Origin of the sequence: Sorangium sp. So ce296, from assembly GCF_051529605.1 — a bacterium.
In the GTDB taxonomy this organism is placed as follows: Bacteria; Myxococcota_A; Polyangia; order Polyangiales; family Polyangiaceae; genus Sorangium; species Sorangium cellulosum_D.
The window spans coordinates 8,144,170-8,160,028 of the sequence record NZ_CP150325.1; the positions used below are offsets into that span (position 1 = coordinate 8,144,170).

A 15,859-nucleotide genomic window follows, 5' to 3' on the forward strand; every position below is an offset into this window, starting at 1 on the left:
CGACGTCGACCAGCATCCATGCCTCCGTCTCGCGCACTGGAACGCACGGGACCGCCACGACGTTCGGGGACGTGCACCGAGCGGCGTCGACGCCGGGGTCGATACAATGCTGTCGCGCAGATCTCGGATCGCTTGCACCGTCGGCGTGGATGACGAACAGCGTGCATTCCGCCCAGCGGTCGGCGATGGCGGCCGCAATTCTCCCGGCACGCTCGCCTTGCGCCGGGGGCGGCGCGTCGATCCCCAGGCTGTCCTCGACATCGCAAGCGCCGGGAAATAGCGACAAGGCGAGTGAGGACAGCAGACGATCCAGGAGCGGCAAGAGAAAGTCGTAGTCCCTCGGCCCTTCCGCGTAGAGGCCTGCGCGGAGGTAGAGCCGCCGTCTGGTCATTCGGCGGCCTCGCTGGCCGCGGCCTGGAGGAGCGCGTCGACCTCGCGCAGCGATACGATGTGCGCGCCGTCGCCTGGCGCCTTCAGCTCACCCACTGCACGCGCGCGCGTCACCAGCTGGCCGTCACGGCGCACGAGATCCATGAAGCGCAGGTGCTCGGGCCGGTCCCGGAACGCAGCGAGGACGACAGGGGAGTGGCTGGTAAGGAGGAGCTGCGTGGCCGGTTGAGCCGAGCCTGGAGAGGTTTCGTCTTCTGAAGCCGCTGTCTCGCGCAGCAGCGAGAGCAGCGTGCGCAGGCGACCCGGGTAGATGCCGTTCTCCGGCTCCTCGACGCCGACGATGGATGGACGAGGCTCGACGCGGAGCGCTGTGAGCAATGCTAGGCCGCGCAGCGTGCCATCAGAGGCGAGGCGAGCTGGGAGGCGCTCGCCACCGGAGAGCTTGAACTCGATGCGGAAGCTGTCCTCGTCAGGGACGATATCGAAGCCGGCGAGCCCTGGGATGAGCGAAACCAGGTCAGCGCGGATCTCGCCGAGGACCTGCCCGGGTAGATCCGCCAGGATGGTCGGCAGGTTCGAGGCGTCAGGCGCGAGCGCGCCGGATGCGGTGCGCTCGCTCGACTCCCGAAGACGCGCAACATCTAGCTGGAAGGGGCGGAAGTGGGAGAGATCATCGGCGATCGAGGTGATGGCAGCGGACCACCCTTTCACCCGCACGCTCGGTTCGTCGAGCCCGAGCAATTTCGAACCGACCTCGAATGCCCGTTTCGCCGTGGCCTCCCTGTTCGGTAGACCCAGGCGCTCCTTGAACGCGTCGAGCAGCGCGTCGAGCTCCAGCTTGAGATAATATTTCTCGATCCCTGCTCTGTGTGCGGCGAGCCCCGAGTGTGTCCATGGACATGAGAGCTCCTTCTCTTCGTCGGAGTTGAAGTCAGACGCCTGAACCAGGCGTCGATCCTGCTTTGTGGCTCTCACCTGCCGAAAGACGAAGTGCTGCCTGGCCGAGCCGTCGCTCTCCAACATTGGGCGCAGACATTCGTCGGTGACCGCCAGCGTCTCGGCGCCGGACGGGCGTGCCTGTCGCTCGATGACAAGCTCGTACCGATAACGGACCGGCAGCGGTGGCTCACCGTCTTGAAACGGCGCCGGCGCGCTTCGCAGCAACACCTCGACGGCGAACCGGATCGTCCTCCCCGCCTCACCCCCAGAACGGTTGAACTGATCGACAACCCGCCCCCGCCCGAGCTTGAACGCCTCCTCCAGCGACATGGATGCGAGCCGCCCCAGCAGTCCGATCGCCTCCAGCAGGTTCGACTTTCCCGCCCCGTTCGGCCCGACGAACACTGTCAGCGGCTCCAGATCGACCGCGAAATCCCGCAGCGATTTGAAGCCATCGACCTCGAACCGCGTGATCATCGCTCGAGCCTACCATGCCCGCGCTGCCCCGCGGCTTGCCCACCTCCTTGCTCCTCGTGTCTCGGCAGGATCGACCGCGCTGCTCCGCCGCGGGCGGTCGATCGGCGGCGAGGCCCATCAGGAGGCGGCTCGCGGCTTGACCCGCGCTGCTCGGTCGCATGCACGCGACGGCACTCGCGCCGCACGGCGGCCCTACCGGCCCCGCGCCGCGCGGCCGCGAGGCTCTCCTCATCACCGGATCGCCGTCGGCTCCGCGACCCAGTTCAGGCTCCCCCCGTCGTAGGGCGGCGGCGGTCGCGTCAGCGCGTACGTCAGCGCCGCGCCCCCCGCCAGCACGGCCGCCGCGCCCGTCCAGAACCACCACGTCTTCAGCACCGATGGCCGCACCGGGACCAGCTTGGCCGTCAGATCCGCCCGCTGCCCCGCGTGCAGATCGAGCGTCGCCGCGTACGTCTCGAACCCGTCGCGCACCACCTCGATCCGGTACTTCCCCGGCGGCCGCTCGATGTCGATGGGCGCGAGCCCGGCCTCGCGGCCGTCCACGCGGACGAGCGCGTGCGCCGGCTCGGCGCGCACCGCGACGCGCGCGGGCAGGAGGTCCAGCCGGAGGTCGAGCGTGGCCCTCTCCCCGGGCCGGTAGGTCTTCTGGACGAACGCATCCTGGCGCCCCGGCCGCGCCGCCCGGAAGAGGTGGATGCCGGGATCGAGCTCCACCGTGAACGCCTTCTCCGCCGGCGCCTCCGCGCGCCCCGCCGGCGCCGGGAGCGCGACGAAGACCCTGGTTCCGCCTTCGGTGTCCAGGCGGAGCGGGCGCCCGTCCACGGTCAGCGGCGTCCCCGCGGGATCCAGCGTCACCGCCACGCGGACGACGAGCTCGTCCAGCTCGGCGACGAACGCCCTGGCGTCGTCGAGCTGCGCGGGCGCGAGGCCGCCCGCGCTCGCGAGCACGCGGCGGAAGGTGCGGCGCGCCGCGACGTAGCGGCCCAGCGCGCGCTCGCAGAAGCCGATGTTGTACTGCACGATCGGCGCGTCCCGCGCCGCCGCCGCCTCCTCGAAGGCGGCGAGCGCCTCGCCCCACTGCGCGTCCTTCGACCGCTGCACGCCGAGCAGGAACGCCGCCCTGCCGCGCGCGGTGCGCTCGTCCGCCGCCGGCGCCTCCGCCGGAGCCGCGGGCCCGCTCGGCCCCTCGGCGCTCGCGCGCCCCTCGGCCAAGAGCGCGAACCCCGCCACGACCAGGCCACCCAGGATCCATCGCGTCCGCATCGCGCCGCTCTCCGCCGACGGCCTCGTCATTCGGTCCCGCCGCAGGAGGGCAAGCAGTGGGCGAGCGCGCAGCCGAGGCGAGCGTTGTGCGTCTCCACCGCGGTCGGGAACATCTCCTCGCACGCCGTGAGGCAGGCCTGGTCCGCGGATTCGCACTGGACCTGGCAGCTCTCCAGCAACGCGCACTGGAGATCGTGATGGCAAGCCGCCATCTCGTCGGCGCAGTGCGAGATCTGGCATTCGACACAAGGGTGGAGCGGCTCCTCGCCGCAGGCGTCGTCGTCGAAGCAGAAGTGCTCCATGCAGGCGACCCGGTGACCGTAGCGCTCGTAGCCGGCGGCGTGATCCTGGTAGCACTGGCCCTCACAGGGCGGGTAGTCCGCGCCCCCGGGACAAGCCTTGATGCACGCGACGAGATCCTGGCAGTCCTGGTCGTCTTTGCACGCCTGGTAGGTCTCGCAGCAGCGCTCGTCTTCGCACTTGTAACACTCGTTCTCTTCCATCGACGGCGGGCACGTCTGGTTGAAGTCCGGGTCGGTCGCGGCGGGGACCTGGCCGCAGCCGGCGCACCGCGCGCCCGGACCCGAGGCGCGGCAGTCGATGAAGGCCTGCTGCGCGCTCTGGCCAGCGGAGCCGGAGACGGGCGGACATGCCCTCTCGCACGCGACGTCCGCGTCCCCGTTCGGTCCCAGCGGGCACGCGTCGAGGCAGTCGAGGTAGGCGGCGCAGCCCGGATCGGCCGCGCAGGCGTTCACCTGGGACACGCACGCTGTCTCCACGACGCACGCGCCGCACGCGCTCGTCCGGTAGGTGACCTGGCCCCCGCCGGCGCCTCCGCCGGTCCCGGATCCCGTGCTCGCCGACGTCCCCGAGCTCGCGGGTAGGGGGCCCCCGTCGCACGCCGGGGAGAGCGCCGCCGCGAGGGAGAGAGAGAGCACGGCGAGCACGGGCCGGGGTACCCACGACATACAATCTCCTCGCGAGCGGTAGCAGCGTTTGGCGTTCGTCGGTCGGCGAGAGCGGCAATCGATCTTCGTACTCGAGCTTCGTACTCGATCTTCCTTCGATCTTTCTTGGCTCTGCCTCTCCTGGGTGGTAGCAGTGAATGCTACCCCTGGCGCTGGTCGAACGGCAACGAGAAAGGCGGAACGTGGTGGAACCGAGGCGCGCGCTCTCGAGTCTCGCCGTGATCAGCATGGCTGTGCACTCGGGCGCCTGCGGCGGGCGAGAGCGACCGCAGCTCCTCGTCGTCGTGGACACCGACGCGCCGGTCGCCGCGCAGCTCCTCGCCGATCCGTCGATCTCTCCGGAGGCGGTCGTCGATACGGTGCGTATCGACAGGTTCGACGACGCGTGGCGCCCGAGCTGCATCGACGACGTCGACTGCACGGCCAACTTCGTGTTGCCGGATCCGTCGTCCTGGCCGTTCTCCTTCGGGGTGGCCACGCCCGAGGCGGGCAGCGCCGTGCTCCGCCTGCGCATCCGGGCGTTCCGCGGCGCCGTCGCCACGAGAGGCAAGGACGCTGTCGAGGGCAGGGCGTTCTCGACCATCGATCCTCCGCCCGAGGCCGCGATCGACCGGCTGCTCGAGGTCGCGCTCCCCGCGTCCGGCGTGGAGACAGCCGAGCTCGTGCTCTCCGCCGACTGCCTCGGCGTGCCCGTGTCGCTGCGCGATCCGCCGCGCACGTGCCTCGACGGCTCCCGGCGCGCGGCGGTCCCCGCCGAGGGCCTCGTCGTCGGCGCGGCCTCCGCGACGCGGGCCGGCACGTGGCCCCGCGCGCGCGAGGTGCCCTGCGGGGCCGCGCCGCCGGGCGCCGACGCCGTCTGCATCCCGGGCGGGCTCGGCTTCCTCGGCCAGGCCGAGCTCGCCGACGTCGACGAGCAGAGCGACGCCGCCGCCGCGCCCCCGCGGCCGGTCTACGTGAGCCCCTTCTTCATGGATCGAACGGAGTTCACGGTCGGCCGCTTCCGCGATCTGCTGAACGACGGCCTCCTCGGCGCGGCGGGCGAGCTCCCCAGCGGGCCCGATCCGGACAGGGGCGCGCTCGCGGGCTGCCGCTGGCTCGGCGCCGCGGACGGCGCGAACGACGATCACCCCCTCAACTGCCTCTCGTGGAAGCTGGCGCGGGAGGCGTGCAGGGCGAGCGGCGGCGAGCTGCCGACCGAGGCGCAGTGGGAGCACGCCGCGCGAGGTCGAGGGCAGGGGCGCGTCTATCCCTGGGGCGACGCGTCGCCCGCGTGCTGCACGGCGAGCGCTGGGCGCGGGACGCTGTGCCCCGGCGGGACGGGGCCGGAGGAGGTCGGCGCCCATCCGCCGTCGGCGGCGTGCGGCGGCCTCGGCGACGTGTCCAGGGATGGCGTCCTGGATCTCGGCGGGAACCTGAGCGAGCTGTGCGCCGACAGGCTGGTTCCTTACGGAGAGGGCTGCTGGGGCGCTCCCGGGATCTTCGTCGATCCCCGGTGCGACGACGACACCACCAGGTCGCGCGCTGCCCGCGGGGGAGACTGGGCCAGCGGCCCCGCGAACACCCGCGCTGCGTTCCGGAGGGGCGATGTGCTGGACGCGCTTCACGGCTTCCGGTGCGTTTACGCGGGAGGGGCGCCGTGACGGCCCGGCGCTCCCTGGGGGCGCTCGCGGCCGCGGGGCTCCTGCTCTCCGGGTGCGGAGCGGAGCCTCGCCAGTGGCTCGTCAGCGTCTCGACGGACGCGCCGGTGCCCCGGTTCGGCGATCACCTGCTGCTCGAGGTGATGGGCACCGACGCGAGCTGCACCGGGTGCATGCGGCTCATCGGGGTGGACGGGCCGGACAGCCTCCCGGTCAGCTTCGGTGTGGTCCCGCGGAGCGAGGGCGCCGCCGTTCGGGTCCGCGCGCGGCTCTACCGGGCCGAGCAGGCGGGCCCGGACGGCCTGCCCGACGCCGCGGCGCTGATCGACGCCGTCGCCGTGCTCCCGCCGCTGCTCGAGGGCGAGGCGCGCGTGGCCCTCGACCTGTCCATGCGCTGCTTCGGCGTCCCGAGCGCCCCCGGGGAGGGCGCGACCTGCGACCCGGAGACGGGCGCGCTCGCGCCGGAGCCGGTGCTCCCGCTGCTCTCCGACGTCGAGCCCCAGCCCCGGCCCGGCTCCTGGCCGGGCGCGGCCCTGGTGCCCTGCGCGGGGCCGGCGCCCGCCGGCATGGTGTGCGTGCCCGGGGGGGTCTTCCTGCTCGGCGCGCCTCGACCGGGCTTCGCCGTCGACCTCGACGAGCTGAGCCAGCCCGAGCACCTCGTGCAGCTCGGCGCCTTCGCCATCGACGTGGACGAGGTGACCGTGGGCGCGGTCCGGGAGCTCGTGGCGACAGGGCAGCTCCGGTCCGAGCCCGGCGTCCGGGACCTCGACGCGCCTGGGTCCGGCCGGGGCGCGTGCACGTACCTCGGCGCCGAGGTTCGCGACGACGACGCCTTGTCGGTCAACTGCGTCACGCACGCGCAGGCGGAGGAGGTCTGTTCCGCGCTGGGGAAGCGGCTCCCGACCGAGGCCGAGTGGGAATATACGGCCGGCAATCTCGCCGACGAGACCGCCTATCCGTGGGGCAACGCCGGCGATCTCTGCGCGACGGCCCTGCTCGGCAGGGGCCGGCACCCCATGGAAGCCGACGCGGGTGTGTTCGAGAACGCCGGCTGTCGCCCGCTCGGCGGGACGGTGCCCTGGGGGCCGGTCGCCGGAGGCGCGCAGGGCGACGTGACCGCGCTCGGCGTCCGGAACCTCGCGGGCAGCATGTCCGAGTGGGTGGCCGACACCTTCGCCCCCTACACGGCGCCGTGCTGGCGGCCGGGCGGAGCGCTCCTCGTCGATCCGGTGTGCCGCGCGCCGGCGCCCGGCGCGGCGCAGGCCTTCTCCTATCGCGGGAGCTCCTGGGCGGGTTACAAGCTCTCGGCGCAGGCCACCGCGCGCAGCCATGACGGGCCGTCGACGTTCAATCAGGCGACGGGCTTCCGGTGCGCGCAATCCATGTAATCGATGTAACCGATGAGACCGATGTGACCGATGTGACCGATGTGACCGCGCCGCCGAGGATTGGGTCCGGCCGGGAACCACGGTACGCTGCGCTCGTGTCGGACGATCTCCAGGGCTCCTTCCCGGCCGGCAAGGTCGTCGCCGGGCACTTCCGGATCGAGCGCCTCATCGGCCGCGGGGGGATGGGCGAGGTGTACGCGGCCAGGAACCTCGGCACCGGGCGCGACGTGGCGCTCAAGGTCGTCCGCGGCGTCGCCGACGCCGCGCAGACTCGGCGCTTCCTCCGCGAGGCCAGGGCGGCGACCGCGATCCAGCACCCGAACGTGATCGAGGTGCTCGATGTCTTCGAGGACGACGATCACACGCCCGTGATGGTCATGGAGCTGCTCCGCGGCGAGCCGCTCTCCGCGCTGCGCAGGCGGAGGGGCGCCCTGCACCTCCACGAGGCGGCGCGGCTCCTCGCGCCGGTCGCCACCGCGCTCCGCGCCGCGCACGACAAGGGGATCGTCCACCGCGATCTCAAGCCGGACAACATCTTCCTCTCCGAGCCCCAGGCCGGCGGGTGCGTGCCCAAGGTGCTCGACTTCGGGATCGCCAAGGTGCTCGACCCGACCTCCATCAGCGCGGAGACCCATGGAGCCAACACCAGCACTGGCTCGATCCTCGGGACGCCGCATTATATGTCCTTCGAACAGGCGATGAGCGAGAAGGACATCGATCATCGGGCGGACATCTGGGCCATGGGCGTCATCCTCTTCGAGGCGCTCGCCGGTCGGAGGCCGCTCGAGTTCGAGACCCTCGGCGAGATGTACACGGCGTTCCTGCAGCGCGAGGTGCCGTCGGTCCGGTCGGCCGTCCCCGACCTGCCCGCGGACGTCGCCGACGTGCTCGACCGCTGCCTGCGGAAGCGGCGCGAGGATCGGCTCGCCGATCTCGGGCCCCTCGTCGAGGTCCTCGGCCGCCACGCCGACCCGGCGTCGCCGGGCGCGCTCGCGGGCGGCAAGGTGGTCGGCGCGCTCGCGCCGCTCGCCGCGCCCCCGCGCTCCGCCGCGCCCGCCGCCGTCTCGGATCGAGGCGGCCCCGCGAGGTCGCGGAGGCGGGCGGGCGCAGGCGCCGCGCTTCTCGCGGCGATCGGCGTCGCGGCGTTCGCGGCGCTCCGTCGCCCGGCGGCGGACGCGCCCGCCCCGTTGGTCTCCACGCCGGCCGAAGCGGAGCGCGCGCCCGCGCCTCCGGCGTCCACGTCGGCCGAAGCGGCGGGCGCGCGCGCGTCCGTCCCGGCGCCCCCTCCGTCCCCCGCGCCGAGCGCGGCGCCCCCGGCCGCCCTCGCCCGAGACGATCGCGCGGCGGAGGCCGCCGCGCCGTCCGCCGTGCCTCCTGCGAGGCGGCCTTCGCCCAAGGCGCCCTCCGGTACGGCGGCGAAGGCGCCGGCGCCCTCGGCGACGCCGCCTGTGACGCCCCCGGCGCCGAGCCAGCCGGCGAGGGGGATCGTGGACCAACTCCCGTACTGATGACGACCGGCGCGCTCCGCGTTACCGTGAGCGCACGCCATGGAAGGTCAATGTATCGCCGGGAAGTACCGCCTTGCCCGGCTCCTCGGCAAGGGCGGAATGGGCTCGGTGTGGCTGGCAGAGCACCTGTCGCTCCGCACGCCGGTGGCCATCAAGCTCATCGACGTCGAGGTCGCGAAGAACGCGAGCGCCCGCGCGCGGTTCGATCGCGAAGCGCAGCTCGCCGCGCGGATCCGCAGCGCCCATGTGGTCAAGGTGCTCGACCATGGCCTGACCGACCATGGATTGCCCTACATCGCGATGGAGTGCCTCGCGGGCGAGACGCTGCGCGACCGGCTCTCCGCGCGCGGGCGAATCACGCTGTCGGAGACGGCGAAGATCGTATCTCACGTGTGCCGCGCCCTCGCGCGCGCCCACGAGGCCGGGCTCGTGCACCGCGACATCAAGCCCGAGAACATCTTCATGGCGCGCGAGGATGACGGCGAGATCGTCAAGATCCTCGATTTCGGGGTGGCGAAGGCGACGGACGCGCTCTCCATCGCAGGGATGGATCCCACGCGCACCGGCGCGCTCCTCGGGACGCCTTACTACATGAGCCCGGAGCAGGCGAAAGGCCTGAAGAGCGTCGATTACCGGTCTGACCTGTGGTCCCTGGGAATCGTGGTCTTCGAGTGCCTCACCGGCCAGCGCCCCTTCACCGCCCCGGCCCTCGGCCCGCTCATCGCGAAGATCCTGGGGACGCCCGCGCCCGCGCTGTCGGCGGCGGCGCCTTCCGCGCGCATCCCCGCGGAGGTCGAGGCCTGGATGCGCAAGGCGCTCGCCGTCGATCCGGACGCGCGCTTCGCCTCGGCGAGGGAGCTCGCGGAGGCGTTCATGGTGGCGTCGGGCACGGCCGACTCGATGGAGCGCGGCCCCTCGGCGGGCCTCCCGGGCGCGCGGTCGCCGTCGGCCGCGGGCTTCCGGGCCGAGGCGTGGGACGCGGCCGACACCGTCGCCCTGGCCTCGAGCGACGCCGCCCCGCCCGCCGCCGCCGCGACGCTGCCGGCCGCGACGCTGGCGGTCGCCGCCGTGACGCCGCCGGCCGTCGCGCCGTCGGCCTCCGCCGCGCCGCGCGCCCCGGCGGCGCCCCTGGCCTCGGCGGCGGCGCCTGGCGCGGTCGCGGCGGCGCCGCCGGCGGTACGCGGCCTGATCTGGGCGGTCGTCGTGCTCGGGATCGCGCTCCTCGCGGTGGGCGGCGTGCTCGCCGCGACCCTCCTGCGGTGAGCGGCGCCGGCGGTCTCGCGGCGCGCGGGCCGGCCCCCGGACCCTCGGGCGCGGCGCCTCGACGCTCCGCTCCGATCGCGGCCGCCGTCGCCGTATCGCGCGGTGCGCTGCCTTCCCGCTTGATCGCGCCGCGACGCGGGAGATACCCTCCGCGCATGCGCCGCCTGGTCTCGTGCGTCCTTCTCCTCTCGTCGTTCGCCCTCGCGCCGGCTTGCGCGACCTACACGCAGGATCTCGATCGTGCCCGCAGCCACTACGAGGCGAACCGGTTCGAGCAGGCGCTGGCGCTGTTCCGCGTGCTCGAGCACGACATGGACTCGTTCTCGGTCCCGGAGCGGGCGCAGTACGCCTACCTCCGGGGCATGACGGACTACCGCCTGGCCGATCTTGCGCCGCAGGGCACCGGTGTCGCCGATCCGCGCAAGGGCTACCGCGACAACGCGCGCCACTGGCTCGGGCTCGCCGCGGCGATCGAGAAGCAGACCCCCGGCGGCATCACGAGCGAGCAGAAGGGCCGGCTCACCGAGACGCTCGCGGATCTCAACCGCGACGTGTACGGCGGCGCCGAGACGCTGCCGGAGGGCGCCGCACCCGGAGCCGCGCCGCAGCCCGACGCTGCGCCTGCATCGCCCGCCGAATCGCCGGAGCCCGCGGCGCCCACGCTCTGACCGCAGCGCGCCCGCGTCCGCGGTGCTCGCGCCCCTGCGCGTCACCGGCGCCCGCGCGTCTGCGTCGTTCCGCGCTCGCGCATCGTTCCGGGCGCCCGCGTCGTTCCGAGCGCCCGCGTCGTTCCGAGCGCCCGCGTCGTTCCGCGCCCGCGTCGCGCACCGGTACTGCACCGCGCGCTCGTCGTGCGCTTCGTGCGAGCGTCCCACCGTGTGGGCGCGCTGGATGGCCTGGACAGGAACTGCGAGAGGAGACGTAGGGCGGGGCGCCGTGCGCGGCGCTGTGGGATCGCTGGTCAGCCGGGTCGCGCTACGACATCCGCCGGCGCAGCGACTCGATCTCGTCCTTCGCTGCGAGCTTGTGTTTCTTGAGCTGGGCTGCCTCCATCCTCTCCCCCGGTGTTAAGAAGGCCCGTCGACCCAGCTGCCTGAGCCGCGAATCGAGCTCGCGATGACGCGCTTCCGCCATACTCAGCCGCTGCTCCGGGCCGACTGCCGTCACCGCGCGAGGAGAGATGATCTGATGCTTCATGTACCCACCTCCAAGGCCCACAAGAGGGCCGTGATGCCTTCGAGAGCCCACAGCAGAAGCCCTCGTTCCGATCGTCGCTGGAGAGGAGATCGCCGCCGCGAGCTATGAGCGAACAGCGGCCTGTTGAACGAAGCGAGATTACCGCATCATGGCGGCTCGATGCAGGCTTTTTGTCGGGGGGTACCCTCTGTAACATCCCGGATCATCAGCTGAAACCAGGTATTGCCCTACAGGCGCACAGCAGTACACCTTCGTTCCGGACGGCCAGGCTGGCATCTCCGTCTCCGTCCGCGCGAGAGGGACAACCTCGACCGTGGGGCTATTCTTCCCGGGCCATGCCGCTTCCACGCATCGCCCCGCTCGCCGTCCTGACCGCAGTGGTCGCCCTGGTGGGATGCACCTCCCAGGCCACGGCGCCGGCCCCGGCGCGGTCCCCGCAGGCGGCCTCGGCGCGGTCGCCGGTCGAGCTCGCGCCGGTCGTCATCTCGCCCTACTCGGACGCGGAGCTCGCGGCGGAGTTCGAGCGGGCGCGCGCGCTGCTCCTGGCCGACAAGGCGCGCGAGGCGGCGCCCCTGTTCGATCGGCTGGTCCGCCTCGCGCCGGACGGCGAGGTCGCGCCGCCCAGCCTGTTCAACGCCGGGCTCGCGCACGAGGCGCTCGGCGATCGCGCGCTCGCGGCCGAGCGCTACCGCGAGGTCGCGCGGCGCTTCCCGGACCACGCGGTCGCGCGCGGCGCCCTCTTCCGGCTCGCGCGCGCGGCGGCCGCCCTCGAGCGGTGGCCCGAGCTCGTCGAGGTCGCGCGCCGCCTGCTCGGCCTCGGCGATCTGAGCGTCCTCGAGGCGATCGAGGCGCGCGGCGCCCTCGCGCTCGGCCTCGTCGAGCAGGATCTCGTGGATGAGGCGGCGCGTCAGGTCGGGCTCGCGCGCGATCTCATCGAGGCGCACCGGCTGGGCGAGGCGGGCAAGCCGCCGCTCGAGCTCGCGCAGGTGAGCTTCGCGCTCGGCGAGGTGCGGCGGCGCCGGAGCGAGGCGATCACCTTCGCGCCGGTGCCGGCGAACTTCGCCGAGGCGCTGGAGCGGCGCTGCCAGGGGCTGCTCGACGCGCAGAGCGCCTACACCGAGGCCATGCGGAGCCTCGACGCCCACTGGTCGGCGATGGCCGGCTACCGCATCGGGCAGCTCTACAAGGAGCTCCACCGCGACGTGATGCAGGTCCCGCCGCCGCCGAGCGCCGACACCCCGAGGAAGAAGCAGCTCTTCGAGGGGGCGATGCGCCTGCGCTACCGCGTGCTCCTGGAGAAGGGGCAGAAGATGCTGGCAGGCACCGTCCGCCTCGGCGATCGCACCGGGGAGGCGCCTTCGTGGGTGCTCCGGGCCCGCGACGCGCAGCGCGAGATCGAGCTCTCGCTCGCCGACGAGCAGGCGGCCCTGGCGCGGCTCCCGTTCACCGAGGCCGAGCTCCGGGCCGCGCTCGACGCCCTGAAGACCGAGGCGCCGCGGCGGCCGTGATCCCGCGCGGGCGGCGGCCCGAGCGCCGCGCGCGGGCGGCGGCCCTGGGCCATGCGCGGGGGGCGGCGGCCGGGCGCGCGGCGCTCAGTTCAGCGTCGGCTCGCACCCGAAGAGCACGTCGAGCTTCGCATGCACCTCGCCTTGCACCGCCCTGCAGGACGCGGGGCAGAGGACGATCTTCTTCGGGAGCAGCTCGTCGTCGTAATACCACCCTGGCCCCGCGCCGCAGTCGTCCTCGCCGTCCGCCTTCGGGATCTCCAGCGCGCTGGCGCTCGCCGTCGCGAACTTCACCGCGACCCGGCTCGTGTCCAGCGTCGCGCCCGCGGGCGGGGCGGGGATGAGGAGCTCGCACGGCAGCGCCGACGCGCGGATCTCGGCCATCTTCGCCGAGAACGCGGCGACGTCCGCGGTGACGTCGAACGCGCGCGCCGTCCCGCCCGCGGCGGCGATCTGATCCAGGTTGGCCACGGTCGAGCCTTCCACGGCGACGACGTAGGTCTGGACGCCGTTGTAGTTGAGCGCCCGCTGCGCGATCTGCGCGGTGCTCGCGACGGTGTTGTCGGCGCACCCGGAGGGATCGCCGTCGGTCGCGAGCACGACGATGACCTTGTGGGACGGGTTGGCGTCCTTGTAGGCGGTCGCGTTCGAGAGCACCCCCTGGAGGGCCGGGCGCATGGGCGTCCCCCCGCCCGGCGCGGTGCCCTGGATGGAGGCGCAGATCTCCGGCGTGTGCAGCGGCAGCTCGCCGATGGAGACCGCGAGCTCGTCATAAACCGTGTGCTCGCAGTCGTTCGTTCCGTTGTTGCCGCGCGGGAAGTAGGTCAGCCCCACGTTCATCCCGGCGGAGGCGGCGTCGTTCACGAACGTGGAGAGCGCGCTCGTGACGCCCCTCCATTTCTCGCCGAGCATGCTCCCGGAGCGATCGAGCAGAATGAGCATATCGAGCGGCATGAGCGCGGCCGCCGCGCTCGTCTGGGCGCAGGAGGACCCCTCGTCGAAGCCGCCCTCGCCGGTCGCGCCGAACCCTCCCGCGCCGAGCGACGCGCCTCCGCCCGTGGCGCTCGCTCCGAAGGTGCCGCCGCCGCCGTCCCCGCCGTCCTCCGGCGGGTCGACGCGCGCGGGCCTCCTCTCGTCGGTGGCCGCGCAGCCGCCCGATGGCGCGGCCAGCCCGGCGGCGACGAGGAAAGGGGCAAACACCAAATGACGTCGGAAGGACATCTCTGCGCTCCTCTTCAAATTGATGCGATGTGGCTCGCGGTCGCGAGGGCTCCACGCGCGAAGTGGTCTGTCTATCGAGGGGTGGCCGAGCTCCGAGACGATCTCGTCAGCATACTGCAACTCTCGAGGGAGGGGCGATAGGGGCTCTCCGGTTTGTGGGCCTTCTTGGCGACGCGATGTCTTTGCTCTCGTCGCTGTCTTTGCTTTCGTGGCTCCTCACGGCCTCTCGCGGCGCGAGAGGCCTCGTGTGCTCGTCGACGCCGCGCGCTGCTCCCCGCGCGCCGCGCTCCGTGTTCCGCGTTCCGCGTTCGGCGCGCGCCGCGGCCGCCGGTGGCCGCGGCGCGCGCGGACCGTTCCGGGTGCTCGCGCGCCGGAACATCATGTTTCCTTGCGCAGCCGCGAAGGACGCGTAATTCCCACGAGGTGCGTCACGATTGCTCGAGAGAGGCGAACATGACTAGGTGGATTCCATGGGTAATTTCCGCTGTCGCCCTGACGGATCTCGGCTGTTCGACCGCGACGTCCGCTGGCAGCTCGGGCGCGGCGGGTGACGGCGGCGCTGCCGGCGCGGCGGGCGCGAGCGGGGGCGGCGGGGGCGGGGCCGGCGCTCCGTGCGAGATCGACTGTTCGCTCGTCCCGACGCCGCAGTGCATGGCGGCCGTGTGCAACGAGGCGACGCGCAAGTGCGAGCTCGTCCCCAGCGCGGGCGGGGAGCCCTGCGACGACCGGGACGCCTGCACGGTCGGCGAGGCGTGCGCGGACGGCGCCTGTCAGGGCGGCGCGCAGGAGGACTGCGGCATCGAGCCGGACAGCTGTCATGTCGTCACGTGCGTCGACGCGCGCGGCGAGCCCCGTTGCGGGGTGGAGCCGAAGGAGGACGGGGCGCCGTGCGCGACGGAAGATCGCTGCGTCCTCAACGCCGCGTGCGCGGACGGCGCGTGCGTCGGGACCCAGCGGGATTGCTTCTTCTTCCAAGTGCCGGACTCCTGTCATGTGGGCGAGTGCAACCCGGCCACCGGTGCGTGCGAGGCGGTCCCCGGGAACGAGGGCGCGCCGTGCGCGGACTCCGGCGACCTGTGCATGGTCGGCAAGACCTGCCAGAGCGGCCGCTGCGAGGGAGGCGTCCCCAAGGACTGCAGCGCGCTGAGCGCGGGGTGCAACGATGGCGCCTGTGATCCGGGCTCTGGCAATTGCTATGCTGAGCCGATCGCGCCGGGCGGCGCCTGCCTCTCCGGGACCGACGAGTGCAATCGTGGCGTCTGCGACGAGCACGGCGCCTGTATTTCCATGCCTACCCCCGGGGCGTCGTGCTCTTCACAGACGGTCGGCTGCACGCGCGGCGTCTGCAGCGACGCCGGGGTGTGCACGGCGCGCTCGGTCCCCGACGGGGGCGTCTGCGTCGACAGCGACTGGTGCACCGTGGGGGAGTCCTGCCTGGCCGGCGTCTGCCAGGGCGGCGGCGCCGCGGCGACGCCGGCCGTCTATTTCCGCGATACGTTCGAGAGCAACGCGGCCGGGTGGGAGCTCGGTCCGACCTGGCAGATCGGCCCGGCGGCGGCGTCCACCGGGCAGACCTACGGGCACGCCGATCCGGCGGTCGATCATACGGAGACGCCGGACAACGGGGTGGCCGGCGTGGTCATCGGAGGGAACGCGCCTCCCGGCGTTCACCCGTATTTCTATCTGACGAGCCCGGTGATCGACGCCGATGTCGAGGGCGGCGTGTATCTGACGTTCTGGCGCCTCCTGAACAGCGATGAGGCGCCCCACATGACGAACCGGGTCGAGGTCTACGACGGCGTCCGGTGGCATGTGCTCTTCGAGTCGGGGACCTACCCAGGCGTCCGCGACCCGGCCTGGACGAAGATCCGTTACGACCTGACCCCCCACAAGAGCGCGCGCCTGCGGATCCGGTTCGGCTACGAGATCGGGCGGGACTCCTTCGTCGACACCGTATCGAGCTGGAATATCGACGACGTGGAGATCGCGAATGCGGCTTGCCCGTAGCGCGCGACTCGGAGGCTCGGGCCAGCGAGGCGCGGAGGGCGCGCGGCGGCACAGGGGCGCTGCGCGCTCCGCGGCTCCTCGCGGCGGATCGAGGAG

At 73.0% G+C, this 15,859-nt stretch carries 12 protein-coding genes; 7 read left to right on the forward strand and 5 right to left on the reverse strand.

The annotated features are described in order from the left end of the window. Positions 1 to 387: 387 nt before the first annotated feature. From WME98_RS30085 to WME98_RS30095, 3 genes are all read right to left on the reverse strand, one after another. A complete protein-coding gene (locus WME98_RS30085) occupies positions 388 to 1,806 on the reverse strand; it encodes an AAA family ATPase (RefSeq protein ID WP_437945169.1) in 1,419 nt (472 codons plus the stop codon). 231 nt (positions 1,807 to 2,037) lie between these two features. Continuing rightward, the gene (locus WME98_RS30090; RefSeq protein WP_437945170.1) at positions 2,038 to 3,069 is read right to left on the reverse strand and encodes a PEGA domain-containing protein; all 1,032 of its coding nucleotides are present in this window, start codon (positions 3,067 to 3,069) and stop codon (positions 2,038 to 2,040) included. Between the two features lie 26 nt (positions 3,070 to 3,095). Further along, on the reverse strand, positions 3,096 to 4,037 hold the full coding sequence (locus tag WME98_RS30095) for a hypothetical protein (protein WP_437945171.1): 942 nt from the start codon (positions 4,035 to 4,037) through the stop codon (positions 3,096 to 3,098). 227 nt (positions 4,038 to 4,264) lie between these two features. Between WME98_RS30095 and WME98_RS30100 the strand changes: the two genes are divergently transcribed. The 5 genes from WME98_RS30100 (at position 4,265) to WME98_RS30120 (ending at position 10,501) form a co-directional block, all read left to right on the forward strand. Further along, positions 4,265 to 5,677, forward strand: a complete 1,413-nt coding sequence (locus WME98_RS30100; protein ID WP_437954036.1) for a formylglycine-generating enzyme family protein — start codon at positions 4,265 to 4,267, stop codon at positions 5,675 to 5,677. Further along, positions 5,674 to 7,062: a formylglycine-generating enzyme family protein gene (locus WME98_RS30105; RefSeq protein ID WP_437945172.1), complete on the forward strand. Its 1,389-nt coding sequence runs from the start codon at positions 5,674 to 5,676 to the stop codon at positions 7,060 to 7,062. The genes WME98_RS30100 and WME98_RS30105 overlap by 4 nt, the downstream gene beginning before the upstream one ends. A 95-nt stretch (positions 7,063 to 7,157) precedes the next feature. After that, positions 7,158 to 8,570 carry a serine/threonine-protein kinase gene (locus WME98_RS30110; RefSeq protein WP_437945173.1) on the forward strand — a complete coding sequence of 471 codons (1,413 nt, stop codon included), beginning with the start codon at positions 7,158 to 7,160 and terminating at the stop codon, positions 8,568 to 8,570. Between the two features lie 39 nt (positions 8,571 to 8,609). Beyond that, on the forward strand, positions 8,610 to 9,833 hold the full coding sequence (locus WME98_RS30115) for a serine/threonine-protein kinase (protein ID WP_437945174.1): 1,224 nt from the start codon (positions 8,610 to 8,612) through the stop codon (positions 9,831 to 9,833). 155 nt (positions 9,834 to 9,988) lie between these two features. Next, a complete protein-coding gene (locus tag WME98_RS30120; RefSeq protein WP_437945175.1) occupies positions 9,989 to 10,501 on the forward strand; it encodes a hypothetical protein in 513 nt (170 codons plus the stop codon). Positions 10,502 to 10,808: 307 nt separating this feature from the next. Here the strand turns inward: WME98_RS30120 and WME98_RS30125 are convergent, their stop codons facing one another. After that, positions 10,809 to 11,030, reverse strand: coding sequence for a YdcH family protein (locus tag WME98_RS30125; protein WP_020733166.1), 222 nt, complete (start codon positions 11,028 to 11,030; stop codon positions 10,809 to 10,811). 335 nt (positions 11,031 to 11,365) lie between these two features. On the opposite strand from WME98_RS30125, the gene WME98_RS30130 reads away from it, so the two are divergent. Then, positions 11,366 to 12,538, forward strand: coding sequence for a tetratricopeptide repeat protein (locus WME98_RS30130; protein WP_437945176.1), 1,173 nt, complete (start codon positions 11,366 to 11,368; stop codon positions 12,536 to 12,538). 84 nt (positions 12,539 to 12,622) lie between these two features. Here WME98_RS30130 and WME98_RS30135 read toward each other — a convergent pair whose 3' ends face one another. Continuing rightward, positions 12,623 to 13,756, reverse strand: coding sequence for a vWA domain-containing protein (locus WME98_RS30135; RefSeq protein WP_437945177.1), 1,134 nt, complete (start codon positions 13,754 to 13,756; stop codon positions 12,623 to 12,625). 453 nt (positions 13,757 to 14,209) lie between these two features. Here WME98_RS30135 and WME98_RS30140 point away from each other — a divergent pair, with 453 nt between their 5' ends. Next, positions 14,210 to 15,763 carry a hypothetical protein gene (locus tag WME98_RS30140; protein WP_437945178.1) on the forward strand — a complete coding sequence of 518 codons (1,554 nt, stop codon included), beginning with the start codon at positions 14,210 to 14,212 and terminating at the stop codon, positions 15,761 to 15,763. The last annotated feature ends 96 nt before the right edge of the window (positions 15,764 to 15,859 follow it).